The sequence below is a fragment of the Sedimentibacter sp. LTW-03 genome (assembly GCF_052059825.1).
Classification (GTDB): Bacteria; Bacillota; Clostridia; order Tissierellales; family Sedimentibacteraceae; genus Sedimentibacter.
In genome coordinates this window covers 604,057-623,108 of sequence record NZ_CP197180.1, presented here as the reverse complement: position 1 = coordinate 623,108, position 19,052 = coordinate 604,057, and the positions used below count along the sequence as shown (strand labels likewise).

General features: G+C 36.3%; 10 protein-coding genes and 1 riboswitch. Of the genes, 1 reads left to right on the top strand and 9 read right to left on the bottom strand.

Going from position 1 to position 19,052, the window contains the following annotated elements; all coding sequences use genetic code 11:
• Nucleotides 1-65 precede the first annotated feature (65 nt).
• The 5 genes from ACS3UD_RS03035 to ACS3UD_RS03015 all read right to left on the bottom strand — a co-directional run bounded on the left by ACS3UD_RS03035 (nucleotide 66) and on the right by ACS3UD_RS03015 (nucleotide 15,747).
• Nucleotides 66-10,001 carry an InlB B-repeat-containing protein gene (locus ACS3UD_RS03035; RefSeq protein WP_440977730.1) on the bottom strand — a complete coding sequence of 3,312 codons (9,936 nt, stop codon included), beginning with the start codon at nucleotides 9,999-10,001 and terminating at the stop codon, nucleotides 66-68.
• A gap of 220 nt (nucleotides 10,002-10,221) precedes the next feature.
• Nucleotides 10,222-10,309, bottom strand: a riboswitch (cyclic di-GMP riboswitch).
• 57 nt (nucleotides 10,310-10,366) lie between these two features.
• Nucleotides 10,367-11,806: an HD-GYP domain-containing protein gene (locus tag ACS3UD_RS03030; protein ID WP_308137824.1), complete on the bottom strand. Its 1,440-nt coding sequence runs from the start codon at nucleotides 11,804-11,806 to the stop codon at nucleotides 10,367-10,369.
• Between the two features lie 300 nt (nucleotides 11,807-12,106).
• Nucleotides 12,107-13,297: a bacterial transcriptional activator domain-containing protein gene (locus tag ACS3UD_RS03025; RefSeq protein ID WP_308137825.1), complete on the bottom strand. Its 1,191-nt coding sequence runs from the start codon at nucleotides 13,295-13,297 to the stop codon at nucleotides 12,107-12,109.
• Nucleotides 13,298-13,378: 81 nt separating this feature from the next.
• Complete coding sequence (locus ACS3UD_RS03020; RefSeq protein WP_308137826.1) at nucleotides 13,379-15,256, bottom strand: ATP-dependent helicase; 1,878 nt, start codon at nucleotides 15,254-15,256, stop codon at nucleotides 13,379-13,381.
• Between the two features lie 59 nt (nucleotides 15,257-15,315).
• The gene (locus ACS3UD_RS03015) at nucleotides 15,316-15,747 is read right to left on the bottom strand and encodes a C-GCAxxG-C-C family protein (protein ID WP_308137827.1); all 432 of its coding nucleotides are present in this window, start codon (nucleotides 15,745-15,747) and stop codon (nucleotides 15,316-15,318) included.
• Nucleotides 15,748-16,050: 303 nt separating this feature from the next.
• Here ACS3UD_RS03015 and ACS3UD_RS03010 point away from each other — a divergent pair, with 303 nt between their 5' ends.
• Nucleotides 16,051-16,923 (top strand): hypothetical protein, encoded by an 873-nt coding sequence (locus ACS3UD_RS03010; RefSeq protein ID WP_308137828.1) that lies wholly within the window; start codon nucleotides 16,051-16,053, stop codon nucleotides 16,921-16,923.
• Between the two features lie 93 nt (nucleotides 16,924-17,016).
• Here the strand turns inward: ACS3UD_RS03010 and ACS3UD_RS03005 are convergent, their stop codons facing one another.
• The 4 genes from ACS3UD_RS03005 to ACS3UD_RS02990 all read right to left on the bottom strand — a co-directional run bounded on the left by ACS3UD_RS03005 (nucleotide 17,017) and on the right by ACS3UD_RS02990 (nucleotide 19,040).
• Nucleotides 17,017-17,367: a CD1247 N-terminal domain-containing protein gene (locus ACS3UD_RS03005; protein ID WP_308137829.1), complete on the bottom strand. Its 351-nt coding sequence runs from the start codon at nucleotides 17,365-17,367 to the stop codon at nucleotides 17,017-17,019.
• An 11-nt stretch (nucleotides 17,368-17,378) separates the two neighbouring features.
• Nucleotides 17,379-17,936 (bottom strand): elongation factor P, encoded by a 558-nt coding sequence (gene efp / locus ACS3UD_RS03000; RefSeq protein WP_308137830.1) that lies wholly within the window; start codon nucleotides 17,934-17,936, stop codon nucleotides 17,379-17,381.
• Nucleotides 17,937-17,980: 44 nt separating this feature from the next.
• A complete protein-coding gene (locus tag ACS3UD_RS02995) occupies nucleotides 17,981-18,406 on the bottom strand; it encodes a prepilin-type N-terminal cleavage/methylation domain-containing protein (protein ID WP_308137831.1) in 426 nt (141 codons plus the stop codon).
• Between the two features lie 106 nt (nucleotides 18,407-18,512).
• The gene (locus tag ACS3UD_RS02990; RefSeq protein WP_308137832.1) at nucleotides 18,513-19,040 is read right to left on the bottom strand and encodes a PilW family protein; all 528 of its coding nucleotides are present in this window, start codon (nucleotides 19,038-19,040) and stop codon (nucleotides 18,513-18,515) included.
• Nucleotides 19,041-19,052 lie beyond the last annotated feature (12 nt).

The window sequence follows — 19,052 nt, the reverse complement described above, 5'->3', positions numbered from 1 at the left end:
CATTTGACAATAAAAAAGAGGCTATCTCATTTTTTGAGATAGCCTCCTTATGCTTTATTTAACTGTTATGGCCACACTTTATTAGCTTTCATTCCGGTCCAAAGCTCATCATTGTCTTCTTCATAGATATAGTCGTGGCTGTTGGTTGCTTCCATTACAGCTTCATAGTACCAATCATCACTTGTCATATCCGGCCAGAACATAGCGTCAGGATGTATATTTTCTTCAGGAACTGCTCTTTCTAATACATTGTTTATCAATGTCATAGCTTCAGCTCTTGTTATATCTTTTTCAGGTTTAAATGTCATATCTGGATAACCTTTAATCCATCCTTTGATTTCCGAAGATGTTATATACTTCTCTGCCCAATGTCCGGTTATGTCTGTAAATTTCGTAGTATTTTGTAGCTCGAGCTCGTCGAACTTAGCTGCGATAGTTGCAAATTCTGCTCTTGATATAGGATCTGACGGTCTGAATGTTCCATCCGGATATCCTTTTATTATACCCGCATTGTACAGTGTCGAGATCGCACGGTTAGACCAGTCATGGCCTTCCAAATCCGTAAACGGATTCACATCACTCAGCAACTCGTTTCTGCTTTCATCTGTAAGAAGTCTGTAGAAAATCATGGCAACTTCTTCTCTTGTTATCAATCCCATAGGCTTAACTTCTCCGTCAGGATAACCTATAACATATGCGAAGTGGTCATTTTTCTCCAGATCCGCCAACGGTACTTCCGGATCTTCGATGATGGTCGGAGTTCCTCCGCCTCCACCACCGCCACCGCCGCCGGTGTAGGTATTTGTTACAGTAAAGCCATTAATGCTTGCTTTGTAATTAGAAACTGCATTTTCAGTGACAGTATAGGTTATTTCATCTCCGGTTTCAACATCATATCTAGGAACCGTAAATGTATGGTTTGTATTACCATTGGTTAAAACAATCTCATCAACCTTAATACCATCTGCCAAAAGATTTATTGTAACTGAAGGTCTGCTTGAAGGACCGTCCACCCATACTTTAGTTACAGCAATATTTCTATTAACATTATCCATGTTATATAATAAATCTATTGTTGTAGTTGTTATAACATTTATGGCTGTTCCTGTTACCGCTGACCCTGTTACAGCCGAGCCTGTAGTGATGTCTACTACTTCTTCAACCTCTACAGTATCGATATGCTTCTCATAATCAAAGTATGTGTACCCGTTTTTATTTCCTAGAACTACATAGTGCTGGATATCTATTCCTTCACCATCATGTACTACTTCAGAATCATCCATTTCTCCGGTTGAGTCTTCAGTTATATAATTTTCGGTTCCGAAATCCTGCTCATAGCTCCAATTAACAACAAATTTGTCGGATTTGATTTCCTCATACTTTGCATAATAGAAATCAATTACATTATCATCAATGCCCAAAGTTATAGATTTTTCTGTTTGACCTACCTTGTTATAACCTGAGAAATCCTTAGAAACTTCAGTTACCTTAGTACCATATATTGCACTCTTTGTAACTGTTTCCATAGGGGTTTCTTTTCCAACTTCCCAGTAATTCACAGTGTATTCAACAACTTGAGCTGTGTTAGTTACTGTAAAGCCTTCATAAATGCTGCCGCTGATTTCAGTATTGTAGCCTTCCATTGCAACCTCAGATATCTGGTATCCAGAGTAACTTATTGGACTAAAATCTTTTTCATACTTAGGCAGCTTAAACGAACTGTTCCAATCATTGTCTGCGTTTAAAGTGAGTTCGTATTCTGTTGACTCACCTTCAGCCTTCAATAATTTAACTGTTACTTCATTTCCAACAGGGCCTTCCCATACCTTTGCTACAGGTACGTTGATAGCTTCAATATTGTATACTCCAAAACCATCACTTATACCCCAGTTTTCTACTACTGAAATATATCCGTCAAGAACTTCCTCTACAACTGTGTGCTTGGAGTAATCAATTTCATTGTTGTCGTCATCATACATTGGAACTGTGAATGAACCCAACCAACCATTTTCATACGACAATGTAATTGTATCTGCTACTTTGCCATATTCATCAACCAAGCTCAGTGTAATATTTTCCGGCCTTAGTAACGGCTTTATACTGTAAATTTCATTTTGAGTCTGCTGCCCTTCACCATCAATCCAATATTTTATTACATCGATTTCTCTTTTGGCATCAGAATCTAATCTCCATACTGCATACAAGGTTACATCATCTGCTGGCATTGTAAATGTAGCATCTTCTACATAATCTGCTGTTGTTGCTTCGGCATTCGTACTCCATCCAAGGAATTCGTATCCTGTTCTTGCTAGAGTATTTTCACCAAGTACTGTTACTGTGTTTCCTACATTGTAATCCGCACTGTCTTCAGGTGCTGATCCACTTGTATTTCCGTTTCCATCATAGGTCACGTTATAGTCATTTGCTGACCACTGTGCCGTATATGTTACACTTCCTGTTACAGTATCCGTTACTTCCGGACTCCATTCTGTAAATGTATATCCTGGATTTCCTGTAATCTCACCTTCAAATTCAGGTGTGTCAGTTCCATATACTAAATCTGGAGTTGATTGTACTTCAAATGTTCCCTGGGTTCCAGGATCATATGTTACTGTGTACTTATCCTGGCTCCACTGTGCCGTATATGTTACACTTCCTGTTACAGTATCCGTTACTTCCGGACTCCATTCTGTAAATGTATATCCTGGATTTCCTGTAATCTCACCTTCAAATTCAGGTGTGCCAGTTCCATATACTAAATCTGGAGTTGATTGTACTTCAAATGTTCCTTGGGTTCCAGGATCATATGTTACTGTGTACTTATCCTGGCTCCACTGTGCCGTATATGTTACACTTCCTGTTACAGTATCCGTTACTTCCGGACTCCATTCTGTAAATGTATATCCTGGATTTCCTGTAATCTCACCTTCAAATTCAGGTGTGCCAGTTCCATATACTAAATCTGGAGTTGATTGTACTTCAAATGTTCCTTGGGTTCCAGGATCATATGTTACTGTGTACTTATCCTGGCTCCACTGTGCCGTATATGTTACACTTCCTGTTACAGTATCCGTTACTTCCGGACTCCATTCTGTAAATGTATATCCTGGATTTCCTGTAATCTCACCTTCAAATTCAGGTGTGCCAGTTCCATATACTAAATCTGGAGTTGATTGTACTTCAAATGTTCCCTGGGTTCCAGGATCATATGTTACTGTGTACTTATCCTGGCTCCACTGTGCCGTATATGTTACACTTCCTGTTACAGTATCCGTTACTTCCGGACTCCATTCTGTAAATGTATATCCTGGATTTCCTGTAATCTCACCTTCAAATTCAGGTGTGTCAGTTCCATATACTAAATCTGGAGTTGATTGTACTTCAAATGTTCCTTGGGTTCCAGGATCATATGTTACTGTGTACTTATCCTGGCTCCACTGTGCCGTATATGTTACACTTCCTGTTACAGTATCCGTTACTTCCGGACTCCATTCTGTAAATGTATATCCTGGATTTCCTGTAATCTCACCTTCAAATTCAGGTGTGCCAGTTCCATATACTAAATCTGGAGTTGATTGTACTTCAAATGTTCCATGGGTTCCAGGATCATATGTTACTGTGTACTTATCCTGGCTCCACTGTGCCGTATATGTTACACTTCCTGTTACAGTATCCGTTACTTCCGGACTCCATTCTGTAAATGTATATCCTGGATTTCCTGTAATCTCACCTTCAAATTCAGGTGTGTCAGTTCCATATACTAAATCTGGAGTTGATTGTACTTCAAATGTTCCTTGGGTTCCAGGATCATATGTTACTGTGTACTTATCCTGGCTCCACTGTGCCGTATATGTTACACTTCCTGTTACAGTATCCGTTACTTCCGGACTCCATTCTGTAAATGTATATCCTGGATTTCCTGTAATCTCACCTTCAAATTCAGGTGTGTCAGTTCCATATACTAAATCTGGAGTTGATTGTACTTCAAATGTTCCTTGGGTTCCAGGATCATATGTTACTGTGTACTTATCCTGGCTCCACTGTGCCGTATATGTTACACTTCCTGTTACAGTATCCGTTACTTCCGGACTCCATTCTGTAAATGTATATCCTGGATTTCCTGTAATCTCACCTTCAAATTCAGGTGTGTCAGTTCCATATACTAAATCTGGAGTTGATTGTACTTCAAATGTTCCTTGGGTTCCAGGATCATATGTTACTGTGTACTTATCCTGGCTCCACTGTGCCGTATATGTTACACTTCCTGTTACAGTATCCGTTACTTCCGGACTCCATTCTGTAAATGTATATCCTGGATTTCCTGTAATCTCACCTTCAAATTCAGGTGTGTCAGTTCCATATACTAAATCTGGAGTTGATTGTACTTCAAATGTTCCTTGGGTTCCAGGATCATATGTTACTGTGTACTTATCCTGGCTCCACTGTGCCGTATATGTTACACTTCCTGTTACAGTATCCGTTACTTCCGGACTCCATTCTGTAAATGTATATCCTGGATTTCCTGTAATCTCACCTTCAAATTCAGGTGTGCCAGTTCCATATACTAAATCTGGAGTTGATTGTACTTCAAATGTTCCCTGGGTTCCAGGATCATATGTTACTGTGTACTTATCCTGGCTCCACTGTGCCGTATATGTTACACTTCCTGTTACAGTATCCGTTACTTCCGGACTCCATTCTGTAAATGTATATCCTGGATTTCCTGTAATCTCACCTTCAAATTCAGGTGTGCCAGTTCCATATACTAAATCTGGAGTTGATTGTACTTCAAATGTTCCTTGGGTTCCAGGATCATATGTTACTGTGTACTTATCCTGGCTCCACTGTGCCGTATATGTTACACTTCCTGTTACAGTATCCGTTACTTCCGGACTCCATTCTGTAAATGTATATCCTGGATTTCCTGTAATCTCACCTTCAAATTCAGGTGTGCCAGTTCCATATACTAAATCTGGAGTTGATTGTACTTCAAATGTTCCCTGGGTTCCAGGATCATATGTTACTGTGTACTTATCCTGGCTCCACTGTGCCGTATATGTTACACTTCCTGTTACAGTATCCGTTACTTCCGGACTCCATTCTGTAAATGTATATCCTGGATTTCCTGTAATCTCACCTTCAAATTCAGGTGTGTCAGTTCCATATACTAAATCTGGAGTTGATTGTACTTCAAATGTTCCATGGGTTCCAGGATCATATGTTACTGTGTACTTATCCTGGCTCCACTGTGCCGTATATGTTACACTTCCTGTTACAGTATCCGTTACTTCCGGACTCCATTCTGTAAATGTATATCCTGGATTTCCTGTAATCTCACCTTCAAATTCAGGTGTGCCAGTTCCATATACTAAATCTGGAGTTGATTGTACTTCAAATGTTCCTTGGGTTCCAGGATCATATGTTACTGTGTACTTATCCTGGCTCCACTGTGCCGTATATGTTACACTTCCTGTTACAGTATCCGTTACTTCCGGACTCCATTCTGTAAATGTATATCCTGGATTTCCTGTAATCTCACCTTCAAATTCAGGTGTGCCAGTTCCATATACTAAATCTGGAGTTGATTGTACTTCAAATGTTCCATGGGTTCCAGGATCATATGTTACTGTGTACTTATCCTGGCTCCACTGTGCCGTATATGTTACACTTCCTGTTACAGTATCCGTTACTTCCGGACTCCATTCTGTAAATGTATATCCTGGATTTCCTGTAATCTCACCTTCAAATTCAGGTGTGCCAGTTCCATATACTAAATCTGGAGTTGATTGTACTTCAAATGTTCCCTGGGTTCCAGGATCATATGTTACTGTGTACTTATCCTGGCTCCACTGTGCCGTATATGTTACACTTCCTGTTACAGTATCCGTTACTTCCGGACTCCATTCTGTAAATGTATATCCTGGATTTCCTGTAATCTCACCTTCAAATTCAGGTGTGCCAGTTCCATATACTAAATCTGGAGTTGATTGTACTTCAAATGTTCCCTGGGTTCCAGGATCATATGTTACTGTGTACTTATCCTGGCTCCACTGTGCCGTATATGTTACACTTCCTGTTACAGTATCCGTTACTTCCGGACTCCATTCTGTAAATGTATATCCTGGATTTCCTGTAATCTCACCTTCAAATTCAGGTGTGTCAGTTCCATATACTAAATCTGGAGTTGATTGTACTTCAAATGTTCCTTGGGTTCCAGGATCATATGTTACTGTGTACTTATCCTGGCTCCACTGTGCCGTATATGTTACACTTCCTGTTACAGTATCCGTTACTTCCGGACTCCATTCTGTAAATGTATATCCTGGATTTCCTGTAATCTCACCTTCAAATTCAGGTGTGCCAGTTCCATATACTAAATCTGGAGTTGATTGTACTTCAAATGTTCCATGGGTTCCAGGATCATATGTTACTGTGTACTTATCCTGGCTCCACTGTGCCGTATATGTTACACTTCCTGTTACAGTATCCGTTACTTCCGGACTCCATTCTGTAAATGTATATCCTGGATTTCCTGTAATCTCACCTTCAAATTCAGGTGTGTCAGTTCCATATACTAAATCTGGAGTTGATTGTACTTCAAATGTTCCTTGGGTTCCAGGATCATATGTTACTGTGTACTTATCCTGGCTCCACTGTGCCGTATATGTTACACTTCCTGTTACAGTATCCGTTACTTCCGGACTCCATTCTGTAAATGTATATCCTGGATTTCCTGTAATCTCACCTTCAAATTCAGGTGTGTCAGTTCCATATACTAAATCTGGAGTTGATTGTACTTCAAATGTTCCATGGGTTCCAGGATCATATGTTACTGTGTACTTATCCTGGCTCCACTGTGCCGTATATGTTACACTTCCTGTTACAGTATCCGTTACTTCCGGACTCCATTCTGTAAATGTATATCCTGGATTTCCTGTAATCTCACCTTCAAATTCAGGTGTGTCAGTTCCATATACTAAATCTGGAGTTGATTGTACTTCAAATGTTCCTTGGGTTCCAGGATCATATGTTACTGTGTACTTATCCTGGCTCCACTGTGCCGTATATGTTACACTTCCTGTTACAGTATCCGTTACTTCCGGACTCCATTCTGTAAATGTATATCCTGGATTTCCTGTAATCTCACCTTCAAATTCAGGTGTGCCAGTTCCATATACTAAATCTGGAGTTGATTGTACTTCAAATGTTCCTTGGGTTCCAGGATCATATGTTACTGTGTACTTATCCTGGCTCCACTGTGCCGTATATGTTACACTTCCTGTTACAGTATCCGTTACTTCCGGACTCCATTCTGTAAATGTATATCCTGGATTTCCTGTAATCTCACCTTCAAATTCAGGTGTGTCAGTTCCATATACTAAATCTGGAGTTGATTGTACTTCAAATGTTCCTTGGGTTCCAGGATCATATGTTACTGTGTACTTATCCTGGCTCCACTGTGCCGTATATGTTACACTTCCTGTTACAGTATCCGTTACTTCCGGACTCCATTCTGTAAATGTATATCCTGGATTTCCTGTAATCTCACCTTCAAATTCAGGTGTGTCAGTTCCATATACTAAATCTGGAGTTGATTGTGCTTCAAATGTTCCCTGGGTTCCAGGATCATATGTTACTGTGTACTTATCCTGGCTCCACTGTGCCGTATATGTTACACTTCCTGTTACAGTTGCCAATACTTCCGGACTCCATCCTGTAAATGTATATCCTGGATTTCCTGTAGTCTCACCTTCAAATTCAGGTGTGGCAGTTCCATATACTAAATCTGGAGTCGATTGTATTTCAAATGTTCCCTGGGTTCCAGGCTCATATGCTACTGTGTACTTATCCTGGCTCCACTGTGCCGTATATGTTACACTTCCTGTTACAGTATCCGTTACTTCCGGACTCCATTCTGTAAATGTATATCCTGGATTTCCTGTAATCTCACCTTCAAATTCAGGTGTGTCAGTTCCATATACTAAATCTGGAGTTGATTGTGCTTCAAATGTTCCCTGGGTTCCAGGATCATATGTTACTGTGTACTTATCCTGGCTCCACTGTGCCGTATATGTTACACTTCCTGTTACAGTTGCCAATACTTCCGGACTCCATCCTGTAAATGTATATCCTGGATTTCCTGTAGTCTCACCTTCAAATTCAGGTGTGGCAGTTCCATATACTAAATCTGGAGTCGATTGTATTTCAAATGTTCCCTGGGTTCCAGGCTCATAGTTTACTGTGTACTTTCCAACCTCATACCCAAAATACACAGTATGGTTTTGTTTTACAGCATTAATAACAACATTTGATGGATCTTCATTTCCACCATGGTTACTTGACTCTTGCAAATATTCATACCCTAGCAATTCAGTACTGCCAGACAAATAATCCTTGCTGATACTATATGAACCAAATGGCAAAATTTCACTGCCATTATCAGAATATTTCTTCTCATATAGTTTTTCTGCTAAATCAGGTCTGCTAGCTATTGATCCGCTTACTGTAATAGGGTTACCATCTTCATCTACTAAATATGCTATTATCTTTATACTTCCTGTATCACCAACCGACACTTCCGGAACTTCAAAATCATTATTTGCACTATCACCATTTGCATTTGTATAAGTTATGGTTGTTGTATCGTTAGTAGGATAATACGTATCCGGTAATGCTTCGGGTTTGATATCAACATAATAGCTCATAGTTACAGGGGAACCTTCTGCAATGTTACCAACATTCCATGTAATTGTATTAGGCTGTGTAGTCGTAATACTCGTAATAGTTCCTTGCGATATAACTACATCAGCAGTATCAGCTTCAGGCGTTCCTAGAACCGCCCATGTTGGAGGATTAGATTTTTTAAGATCAAACATATCTCCCATAGGATCTACTATAACTGCATCTGATGCGGCATAAGCTATGCTTCCAGCAATTTCTCCAAAAACTTGATTTAAATCTTGAGTACTTGCAGTATATGCTTTATCAGGGCTAGCTATGGAGTTTAATACGGCATTTCCTGAATTACCTGCATCCAAGCCAATCGTGTAGATAATTTGGCCTTTATCCTTAGCAATTTTTGCTTCAGAAATTGCGGCATTTCCTGAATTGTGATAATAACTGTTATAGTTTTTTAGATATGGATTGTCACGCGAGCCGTTTCCTCCTACTATTGATATATATACATCTTCTAAATACTCTCTCAGATTATTTCCTGTCCCTTCAAAATTATCATAGTCAAAATCTTCATATGAGGTATTAGTTGGATTTTCATAAGCTGTATAAACATCTCTGTACCAGTCACCATTATCCTTATATCTCCAACTTTGATCATCTCCACCAGGGTAGCGTAAAGTATATTTTGTATCATCTGCCATGGCATATCCATACGTAGGCTGACCATCACTTAGAAGTACAATATTTTTACTCTCAGCAACACTACTATCTAGCATTTCTTCTGCCCTTTTCAGAGCCGCTTGTGTAAATGTGCCTCCAAACGGTACTATTGTACCACTATCATTGCCTCCATCAAGATAACTTAATAATGTATCTTTCTCTGAAGAGTCAACAAATCCTGAATGCTCTGTAATTCTATTTGATGATTGTCCGTCATAGCTGTAATCACTGGAAAATGATATTAAGGCAATTCTTGTTCCAGTGTCATTTTCATCTGACAATAATGAATTAATGAAAGATTTTGCCGCGTTTTTAGCTGCCAACATTTTATCATCACTTTTCATGCTCCCGGATCTGTCAATAACTAAGACTATATCAGAAGAGGTTTCAAGATTAATACCTTCTACGGTAAGATCAATCTTCCACCTTCCATCATCGACCTTAGTTTCTGACTTTGTTAAATTTATAGAGCCCGGTTGATCCCAAGGAATATTTCCATTCTCATCCGTTTCAGCAGCACTCACCAAATTTTCCGGCATTCCCGGCATCAACATCAGCAATGCAATTGTAAAACATAAAATTTTCTTAAACAGGTTTTTTTTCATGATTCGTCCTCCTTTCTTTAGAATTTTTGTTTCTTTATTTCTTTTTTTGTCCGAGTTATTAATAACCATTTGATATGTATCACCCCCTTCCCTATATAGTTACTAATTTTTAATTTCATGGGTTTATATAGAAACAACCAGCCCCTTGAAAAAAGGCAGTTGAGTTCTAGCTCAATAAGTTTGTACTTAATAATTAAAAAAGCTGCAAAATAATTCAATATTTTGCAGCTGAACGGTCATGGCAGTACCCTGCTTTAGACTTCATGGCTTTGCGTCCCAACCTTTCGGCAGGTTTGCCTATATGTAATTTTAGTTATATGTTATATACTTATACCACCAGAATAACACTGTAAACACATTTTTGATTAAACAACTCTTTTTTCTTTTTCGATAAGCCGTATAAACAAATCGGCTATATACGGATCAAATTGCTTTCCTGATTGCTCTCTTATTTCATTGAGTGCTTCTTCTTTGGTCATTATATTTTTGTATGGCCTTTCATTAACCATAACATCATATGCGTCTGCAATTGCAAATATTCTTGCAACTATGGGAATACTGTCCTTTTTTAATAATCCGGGGTACCCTTTGCCATCCCAGTGCTCGTGATGTATGAGAATCAATTCATCTATTGAATTTACATCTCTGAACTCTTTTGCAATATAGTATCCTATTTCACTGTGACGCTTAACATCTTCCCACTCTTCACCGTTCAATGCTCCTTCTTTTTGAAGAATAGTCTTCGAAATGCCTATTTTGCCTATATCATGAAACTCGCACAAAAGTCTGAGTTCTTCTTTTTCGTAAATTGACAGCTTCAATTCTTCAGCCACCATCATAGTAAGATACTTAAGACGCTCGTAATGAGATTTTGTTTCATATGTAATTATTTCAAGCCTGCTTTTAAGAAAACTAATCATAGCTGTTTTTGCTTCCTTGCTTTCTTTAAGCTTCTTGAAATACATCCTGTCCTCTGCCTTTTTTAACACCTTCTTAATGTCTTCATTTTTATCCGTCTTTGTTGCGGCTCCCATACTTATACTTATTTTTATGTAGTCCAAAGAGCTGCTTTCGCACTTACTCTTAATTCGGTCAATAATGTCATGAGCAACTTCTTCTTCTGTTTTAGGAAGAAAAATAATGAACTCATCTCCTCCAACTCTGCTTATAATATCTTCATCTCTTAAAGAGTCTTTCATTATTTCAGCAGATTTTATTAAAGCTCTGTCTCCCATACTATGTCCGAATGCATCATTAATCAGCTTTAGACCATTTATATCTGCCATAATTATACTAATAGGCAACTGTCTTTTTGTGTCTAATCTTGAAAGTTCTTCCTCAAAAAAGTTCTTATTATATAACCCCGTTAGTTTATCTCTATAATACTGTCTTGCCTTATTTTTCAAATCAGTTATTTCATTCTCGATGCCATCAGACACTAATTCTTTTTCTGAGCAATTTTTAATATCAGTAACATCAGCATAGTATGCTACAACTAAGTCTTCGTCATTGCCCTTGTCTGTAAATATGTTAATTAAATACCAGCGGTTCAGTTCATCAATATACATATCGAATTTTAGTGTTTTGTTAGGAAGCATACTAAAGTAGACCTCTTTAAGATACAGCTTATCGGAGTAATCTACAACTATGTCAGAAAATTTTTTGCCAAGAAGTCTTCTGGGTTCAATTTTGACAGCATCGTAAAATGCATCACTGATATATTGCAACACATAATCGATAAAATTGCCTTCTTTATTGTATATTACTTTAAACTTCAAATAAAAATCTGTTGAAGGATACTCCACATCCGCACTCCTTTCGGTTATTACAAACAACTAAGTATTCACATTATAAATTACATGAATTACATTTGCATTTTTTAAAGATTACATTTTAATTTCATTTCAATTACATTTTAGGCACAAAAAAACTTTTCACAAATTATGAAAAGCTCTCGTTTATAGTATGGATAAATTTATATAACAAATTGATGTAGGCATGATGTTTTCTATTAATTGTGCATGTTTTGCATGAATATATCACAACTTATTAGTAAAAGATAAGTTGTTATAAGTATTAATTGCTCTTGCATGGTTATCAAATACTTACATCTGCTTCATTTTCTCCGAAAACACAGGTTGAAAATCTATATCAATGTCATGTAAACTTAGCTTCGTATAGTCCTTTAAATTATTATAAATCCTCTGCTCAATTATTCTTGTACCATCTGATCTGACATTGTGGAGCATGATAAGTATTTGATTTTTATTCCAAAACGTAAACACATCGCCTTTTCTTAGAGAGTTTCTTAAAAGCTCAGACAATTCTCTCATATGAATATTCCTATATCGATTAACATCAATTATACATAAATAATCGTTTTCATTATTTCTTATAGACTTTCTTTTCTGCAAACTGTATAAAAACTTAAATGATTCAATATTACATTGCATTGCACCTAATAAATTTTGATCTTCCAAGTCTTTTCCTAAGCTGTTAATATCAGCGCGGTTTTCTCTGCCGGAATAATTTTGTATTTTTCCCTGCATTTCCACAAAGTGATCCGAGGGCTTTGCATCCAATTCTTTTTTTATGAGGTTTAATGAATACTCATAGTGATTATATGCATTTTTTTGCTGTCCCTGTGCAAGCATTGCTTCCATTAAGCTTATATGTATATTCTCCTCGTAAGGTTCAACAAGAATAGCTTCTTCGCATAATGTAGTGATTTTTTCATTATCATTTTTTTCTTTTAGCAAATCTATCAGCTTGTACAGTGTTTTTAAATAAAGGCGTTGGTAGTAGTTCCTTGTAGGCACAAGCCAGACTTCATATGCATTATCTGACAAGTACAGTCCACTATACATTGAAATTGCTTTTTCATATAATTCAACTGACCTGCTGGCATTAGATTCGTATTCATCATCAGCATGCTTAATAAGGCTTTCAAATTCTTCAATATCAATAACTGTCTCGTCTCCCACTTCCATGCAATAGTATCCGCTCGTGAAACTGATTGTCAAATAGCCTGTTTCCTTTGTCTCTTCAGGCAACATTAGCTTTATTGCTTTTCTCAGTCTGAATATTTGAGTCCGCAACATGTTTTTAGGGTCGTCAGATTCACTATCAAAAAATAAGTTATCAATAATTGTCTCGGGCAACAGTTTTTTATTTCTGAATGTGAGAAAATATTCAAATAATTTGTTCAGCTTGTAGGTACGGCTTGATTTCTTAAGAATAGATTTGCCATTCATTTTCAAATCAAACCCGCCCAATGTATTTACGCAAAGTTTCATATTGTTCCCCCATGTGCAACTTTTACATTTTATTCCATTATAAATGTTATTTTTATATTTTTCAACAAAAAAGATAAAATTTTAGGTATAATTTTTCTTATTACATTTTATTAATTCATTTACAAACAAGGACGGTTTTCCCGGCACAAGAATATTTAATTTCTTTTTAGCTCTTGTCATTGCAACATAAAATACACGCCGTTCCTCCTCCAGCATCTTTTCATATTCTTCAACCGGCATACTGCGTTTTTCGGAAGGAAATTCTCCTTCAATATTGTCAATTATATATACGATATCATATTCCAGCCCTTTTGCACTGTGGATTGTTGACAATGTAACGTTCGAGCCTTCATTTTCCGAAGCCTCTTTTATTACGCTCTGTAAATTATAGATTTTTTCTGTAAATTCTTTGATGTTTGAACAGTACGAGCCTATTTCTTCGAGTATTTCTATTATGTGCAGTGAATTTGCCATATTGTTTCTACCTTCATCCTGCATTCTTTCAATATATTTGATGTATTCTAGATCCAGCTTAATAAACCTTACAGCATCATCCGGCCTTAATTTATTTATATAGTTAATATCATTTTTAAATTGACTAATTTTATCGTATACATAATAATCAAAGTACTTGTAATTATCTAAAATATCAAACACAGTAAGATCGTCTCTGTCACTTTCCATAACAATTTTGCACATACCTTTTGTAAAATATGTATAACTCTTATAGTAAATTCTTGCAAAGGACTCTCTGTCCTTGGGATTAAGTGACAGTTTCAAAAATGCAATGATATCATGCAGCACAGGGCTGCTAAAAAATTTAGTTCTGTCTTCTTTTATATAAAAGTCCGTTTTACTTTCATTAAAATTAATAGCAAGAGTCATTGATGACATATTGTATCTATACAGTATTCCCACTGACTCGCTTTTCATCTCCGACAACTCATCTGCTATAAGCTTAGCCTGTTCTGCTCTCGAACTTACTTTTATAATATTTATTTCATTTATTCTCTCGTTGTTGGTATCTATAGTCTTCCTGTATCTTCCTTTGTTTTTTTCAATAAAGTTGCTGGCTCCTTCAACTATGTTTTTATCCGATCTGTAATTTTTATCCAGATAAAATATTTGACCATCCTTGTACATGTCTTTGAAATTAAGCATAAAATCAGGATAACTTCCTCTGAATGAATATATTGCCTGGTCGTCATCACCAACCATAAATAGGTTGTTATTTGAAATCAATTTTATGATTTCGTGCTGAATTTTGGAAGTATCCTGCATTTCATCTATCTGAATATACTGAAATGTATTTTTTATATATTCTCTGAAATATTCAGAGTTCAAAATAATCTTGTACGCATACAGCAGCATGTCATCAAAATCAATCAACGCCTTTTTGGATTTATATGTTTTGTACGCTTCGTAAATTTTATCAAAACCTTTTATTTCTATTCCATAATCCTTGTGCTCAGCAGGATTAATCATCATGTTATCCACATAACTTATTGTTGATGCAAGATTTTCTATTTCTTCATCGTTGACAAAGTTAAAATAGGATTTTGAATAATGATGCTTCAGGATTTCTCCCAGTACTTGGTAATTATTTGTCAACAAATCAAAATCAATGCCCTTTCTTTTATAAAAACTTCTCACAATTTTATAAGAAAAGGCATGAATTGTTGAAAATTCGGTTCTTGATTTATATCTACCTCCAAAAAAATCCTGAAACCTTTCTTTCATGTCATTAGCGGCCATCTTTGAAAATGTTATGGTAAGAATTTTTTTGTGACATCTGTTTTCATAAAGCAGTTTCCCAGCTCTGGCAATAGCAACAGTCGTCTTTCCTGATCCTGCAGTTGAAAGAACCAGAGCATTGCCTCTGTCAAAGGATACAGCCTCAATCTGCTGATTGTTTAATTTTACTCCGTTAATAGTATTCAAAAAATCAAAGTAATCCATATAGCTCCCGTTTTTATCTCAATTACACCTCATAAAGTGCTGTAAGTTCTATTGTCAGTTCATTCTTCAAATTTTCTTACTAATTCATCAAATAGTTCTGCAGTTTTTATCTTTACCGGATAGCAACCTTCAGTTTCACTTCTGTGGTGAGCCTTTATGCATGTGCATTCCAGGGAACCAAATTCTTTTTCAAAATCCTGAACAAAAGACTTAATTACTTCTTTCATTGTATCGTTCGTTGATGGTTTATCTTCTGTAAACATAACTCCCAGTGCAGCAACAGCTCCCAAAAGTGCTCCGCAAGTCTTCTCTGACTGCAACCCTCCGCCAAATGGACATACGGCCTTTATAATTTTCTCATCAAGCTCCAGCTTGTACCTTTCATTTGCAGCCATCATAATAATTTCAGCACAATTATTATGATAAAATGGTCTTTGTTCCTCGGGATAAGCAAGCTCAAGCTTATTTAATTTGTCTACTGTTTTCTTCATACATACCTCTACATAAGATATATCAGCATGCTCATAAATGCTGTTATAATCATTCCTCCCGCCAATACAAGGCAGACAATTCTCATAAATGTATTTGATCTTTTACTATACTTGTTCATTTTATCCCTCCATAATTTTTACATATTAATGATATATATTTTATCATATTAATTTTAATTTTAATAGGTTGAAGTTTAATTAATTTTATTTGTAATTTATTTTTGTTAGTGTATAATTGTTAGTATACAGTCTGAACCTGTTGAAGGGAAGCCCTCAGCAGAGCATATTCGAGGTTAATATATTATGATATATAATAAAATAAAGAAGTCAAAACGTAAAAAAACAACAGCAGCTTTAATCGTAGTTATTGCGATATTTATTATCATCTCGGTAATGGAAGCAATAATCGAACCTGAAGGATATGTAAGACCGGACTATCCTGAAACTGATATTTCATCAATATTAGAAAAGGATAGCTTAACCCAGGAGGACTACAAGAAACTGTTCTACCAAACAGGGCTTGGAAAAACTGCCGTAGATGAAATACTAAAATCTGAAGGTGGAAAATTAAAATTAATTAAATTTCAGCAGAATTTTTTTAATAATATTAATGTATTATGTGAAAAAATAGGAATAATAACCAGTCAGGAATCTATTGTTAATGATGAGGGCAATCCGGCTTACGGCTTTGACCTGGCTCCGTTTAAAAATGGATATGTGCTTATAACAAAAGCCACCCACTCCATAGGTTGGCGTCATGGACACGCAGCCATAGTAACAGATGCAGAAAACAATGAAACCTTGGAAGCTGTAATCCTTGGAAGCAATACAAGGTTTCAAAATATAAACAAATGGAGAGTGTATCCGTCATTTATAATGCTTAAATTGAAAGATACATCTCAAGATTCTCTAAATGAAATAGCTGAATTCGCAAAGAAAAATTTAAATAATATTACTTACGGCCTCACTATAGGGCTAACCAGCAAAAAAAATCCCAGTCCTAAAGATATAAGTTCAACACAGTGCTCACACCTTGTGTGGTACCCTTTCATGCAATTTGGATATGATACCGACTCTGACGGATCATGGCTGGTAACACCTAAAGATATTGCAAACAGTGACTTGTTTGAAGTTGTGCAAATATACGGTGTCGATCCCAAAGAGATTTGGCCTTAAACGATTTAACCTTCAAATTATTTACAGCATTATGCAGCTACTGTAAAGCATAAAAAAAGCACTTCATAAAGAAATGCCTTTTTTTATGCTATATTAATCTTCTTTTTCTGTTGTGTCCATACTTTCAAAGTCATCGTAATCATCATATTCATCATCAAAATCAAAATCATAGTCATCATCGTAGTCTTGATAATCGTCATCTTCTTCTCCGATTTCAAGGTCACCGAACAATTCTTCTTCTACAGTTGATAAATCTTCATCCAATAAATCTAAGTACTCGTTAACTTCATCTTGTTCTTCAACTATGTCACTCATTGCATCGGCAATTTCTTCAACTACATCCATCATAGCATTGAATAATTTGCCTTCCTTTGTGTCAGCCTTAACATCCAATCCATCAGCCAACCCTCTTAAATAAGAAATCTTTTCATACAAAAAATCCATGACTTACCTCCTTAAACTCTTGATAGATATTCACCTGTTCTGGTGTCAATCTTGATTTTATCACCTATCTCAACAAACAGAGGTACGTTTATTTTTGCCCCTGTTTCGACTATAGCAGGTTTGTTGGCACCGGTAGCTGTATCTCCCTTGAAGCCAGGTTCTGTTTCCTTTACTTCAAGCTCAACAAAGTTTGGTGCTGTTACTTCAAATGGCTTGCCTTCATAGAACCTCATCTGGGCAAAATCATTCTCTTTGATATATATAACAGCTTCCGCAACCTGATCATGATTTAATGGGATTTGTTCAAATGATTCAGGGTCCATAAAATAATATAATTCTCCGTCATTGTACAAATATTGCATATCCTTTGTTTCTATACGTGCTAGCGGGAATTTTTCAGTTGGGTTGAATGTTTCTTCTCTTATAGCTCCTGTTATAATATTTTTTAATTTAGTTCTGACAAAAGCTGCGCCTTTACCAGGTTTAACATGCTGAAAGTCTACTATTTGCCACAACCCATTATTCCAAGATATAGTAATACCCTTTTTAAAATCACTTGCTGTAATCATTAGTTGTCTCCTCCTTATGTATATTATAACCAGCAGTTTGCTGCTTATTCCAGTATAATCGTTCTTCCCGTAGCGGGAACAATGGTAACACTTTTCGAATCGTTAGTTTTTTTATCCACTATTGTAAAAGTGCCGGGATGAACAGGTATTCCCTCTATTGTAAAATACAAAACACCTCTTCCGGTATAGCTAATCGAATATCTGTTTTTAAATGAAACAACCTTAATATCCGAAGAACTCTTCCTTAAATAATATTTTCCATTATCAGAATCCACCAGCAAACTATATTGCGGAACAGGGCGCTTCATTGCTTCCATTTGAATGAAACGAACATCAGACAAAAATTCCCCCGACATTTTGTCCATATAACCAAAATCTGCAGCTATATGCGGAACACAAAACGCCAGAATAATGCCAATCAGAGAAAGCACTGTAATTACTTCGAAAAGAGTAAAGCCATAATTTTTCACAGTTCATCCTTCAAAGGATATAATTACATATCCCATTTTATAAATTAATTCAATATTTGTCAATCTTTTAATTCTTCAATATGGTATATTTTAAAAAATATCTTATCTAGCTATTTCTCATATAAATAATCTGGTCTGCTTCATACGACTGATTACCTTTTCTCAGCCTTATAGTTATTCTTAACGCTCTAGCCTCTGCGAATGTCTTTCCTTGGGGATACGGAGCAGCTTTCATCTCTGTTATATATCTACCCAGCTCAACAGTTGCTGCATCATGCGAGTTTCCATTGCCATAATATATTCTATTATTTTTCACCACAAAGATATAACATAAATTCAATTGATCGTTATATAACAACGCCATTTTTGAAATACTAAATTCTCTCTTTGAATTAATTACGCTTGCAGCCCCTTCTATTCGAATAAGTTCAATTTTTACTGACTCCATTATCCTTGTGGAAATAAAATTTAATATATACTGTGATTGAAATTGAAGCTCAGATTCATTTGAGATTATCTCGAAATTACTTACGTTAGCATTAAACAGAGCCATAGCAAGAATAATGACCACAAACATAATACCCATAGATATCAATAGCTCTATTAATGTATATCCTCTGTTATATCCAAGCATTTATACCTCTAA

Bases quoted from the DNA above. Each gene is read 5' to 3' on its own strand.
- efp (WP_308137830.1), bottom strand. From the start codon at position 17,936: ATGATTACAGCAAGTGATTTTAAAAAGGGTATTACTATATCTTGGAAT.
- ACS3UD_RS03020 (WP_308137826.1), bottom strand. From the start codon at position 15,256: ATGGATTACTTTGATTTTTTGAATACTATTAACGGAGTAAAATTAAAC.
- ACS3UD_RS03035 (WP_440977730.1), bottom strand. From the start codon at position 10,001: ATGAAAAAAAACCTGTTTAAGAAAATTTTATGTTTTACAATTGCATTG.
- ACS3UD_RS03015 (WP_308137827.1), bottom strand. From the start codon at position 15,747: ATGAAGAAAACAGTAGACAAATTAAATAAGCTTGAGCTTGCTTATCCC.
- ACS3UD_RS03010 (WP_308137828.1), top strand. From the start codon at position 16,051: ATGATATATAATAAAATAAAGAAGTCAAAACGTAAAAAAACAACAGCA.
- ACS3UD_RS03025 (WP_308137825.1), bottom strand. From the start codon at position 13,297: ATGAAACTTTGCGTAAATACATTGGGCGGGTTTGATTTGAAAATGAAT.
- ACS3UD_RS03005 (WP_308137829.1), bottom strand. From the start codon at position 17,367: ATGGATTTTTTGTATGAAAAGATTTCTTATTTAAGAGGGTTGGCTGAT.
- ACS3UD_RS02990 (WP_308137832.1), bottom strand. From the start codon at position 19,040: ATGCTTGGATATAACAGAGGATATACATTAATAGAGCTATTGATATCT.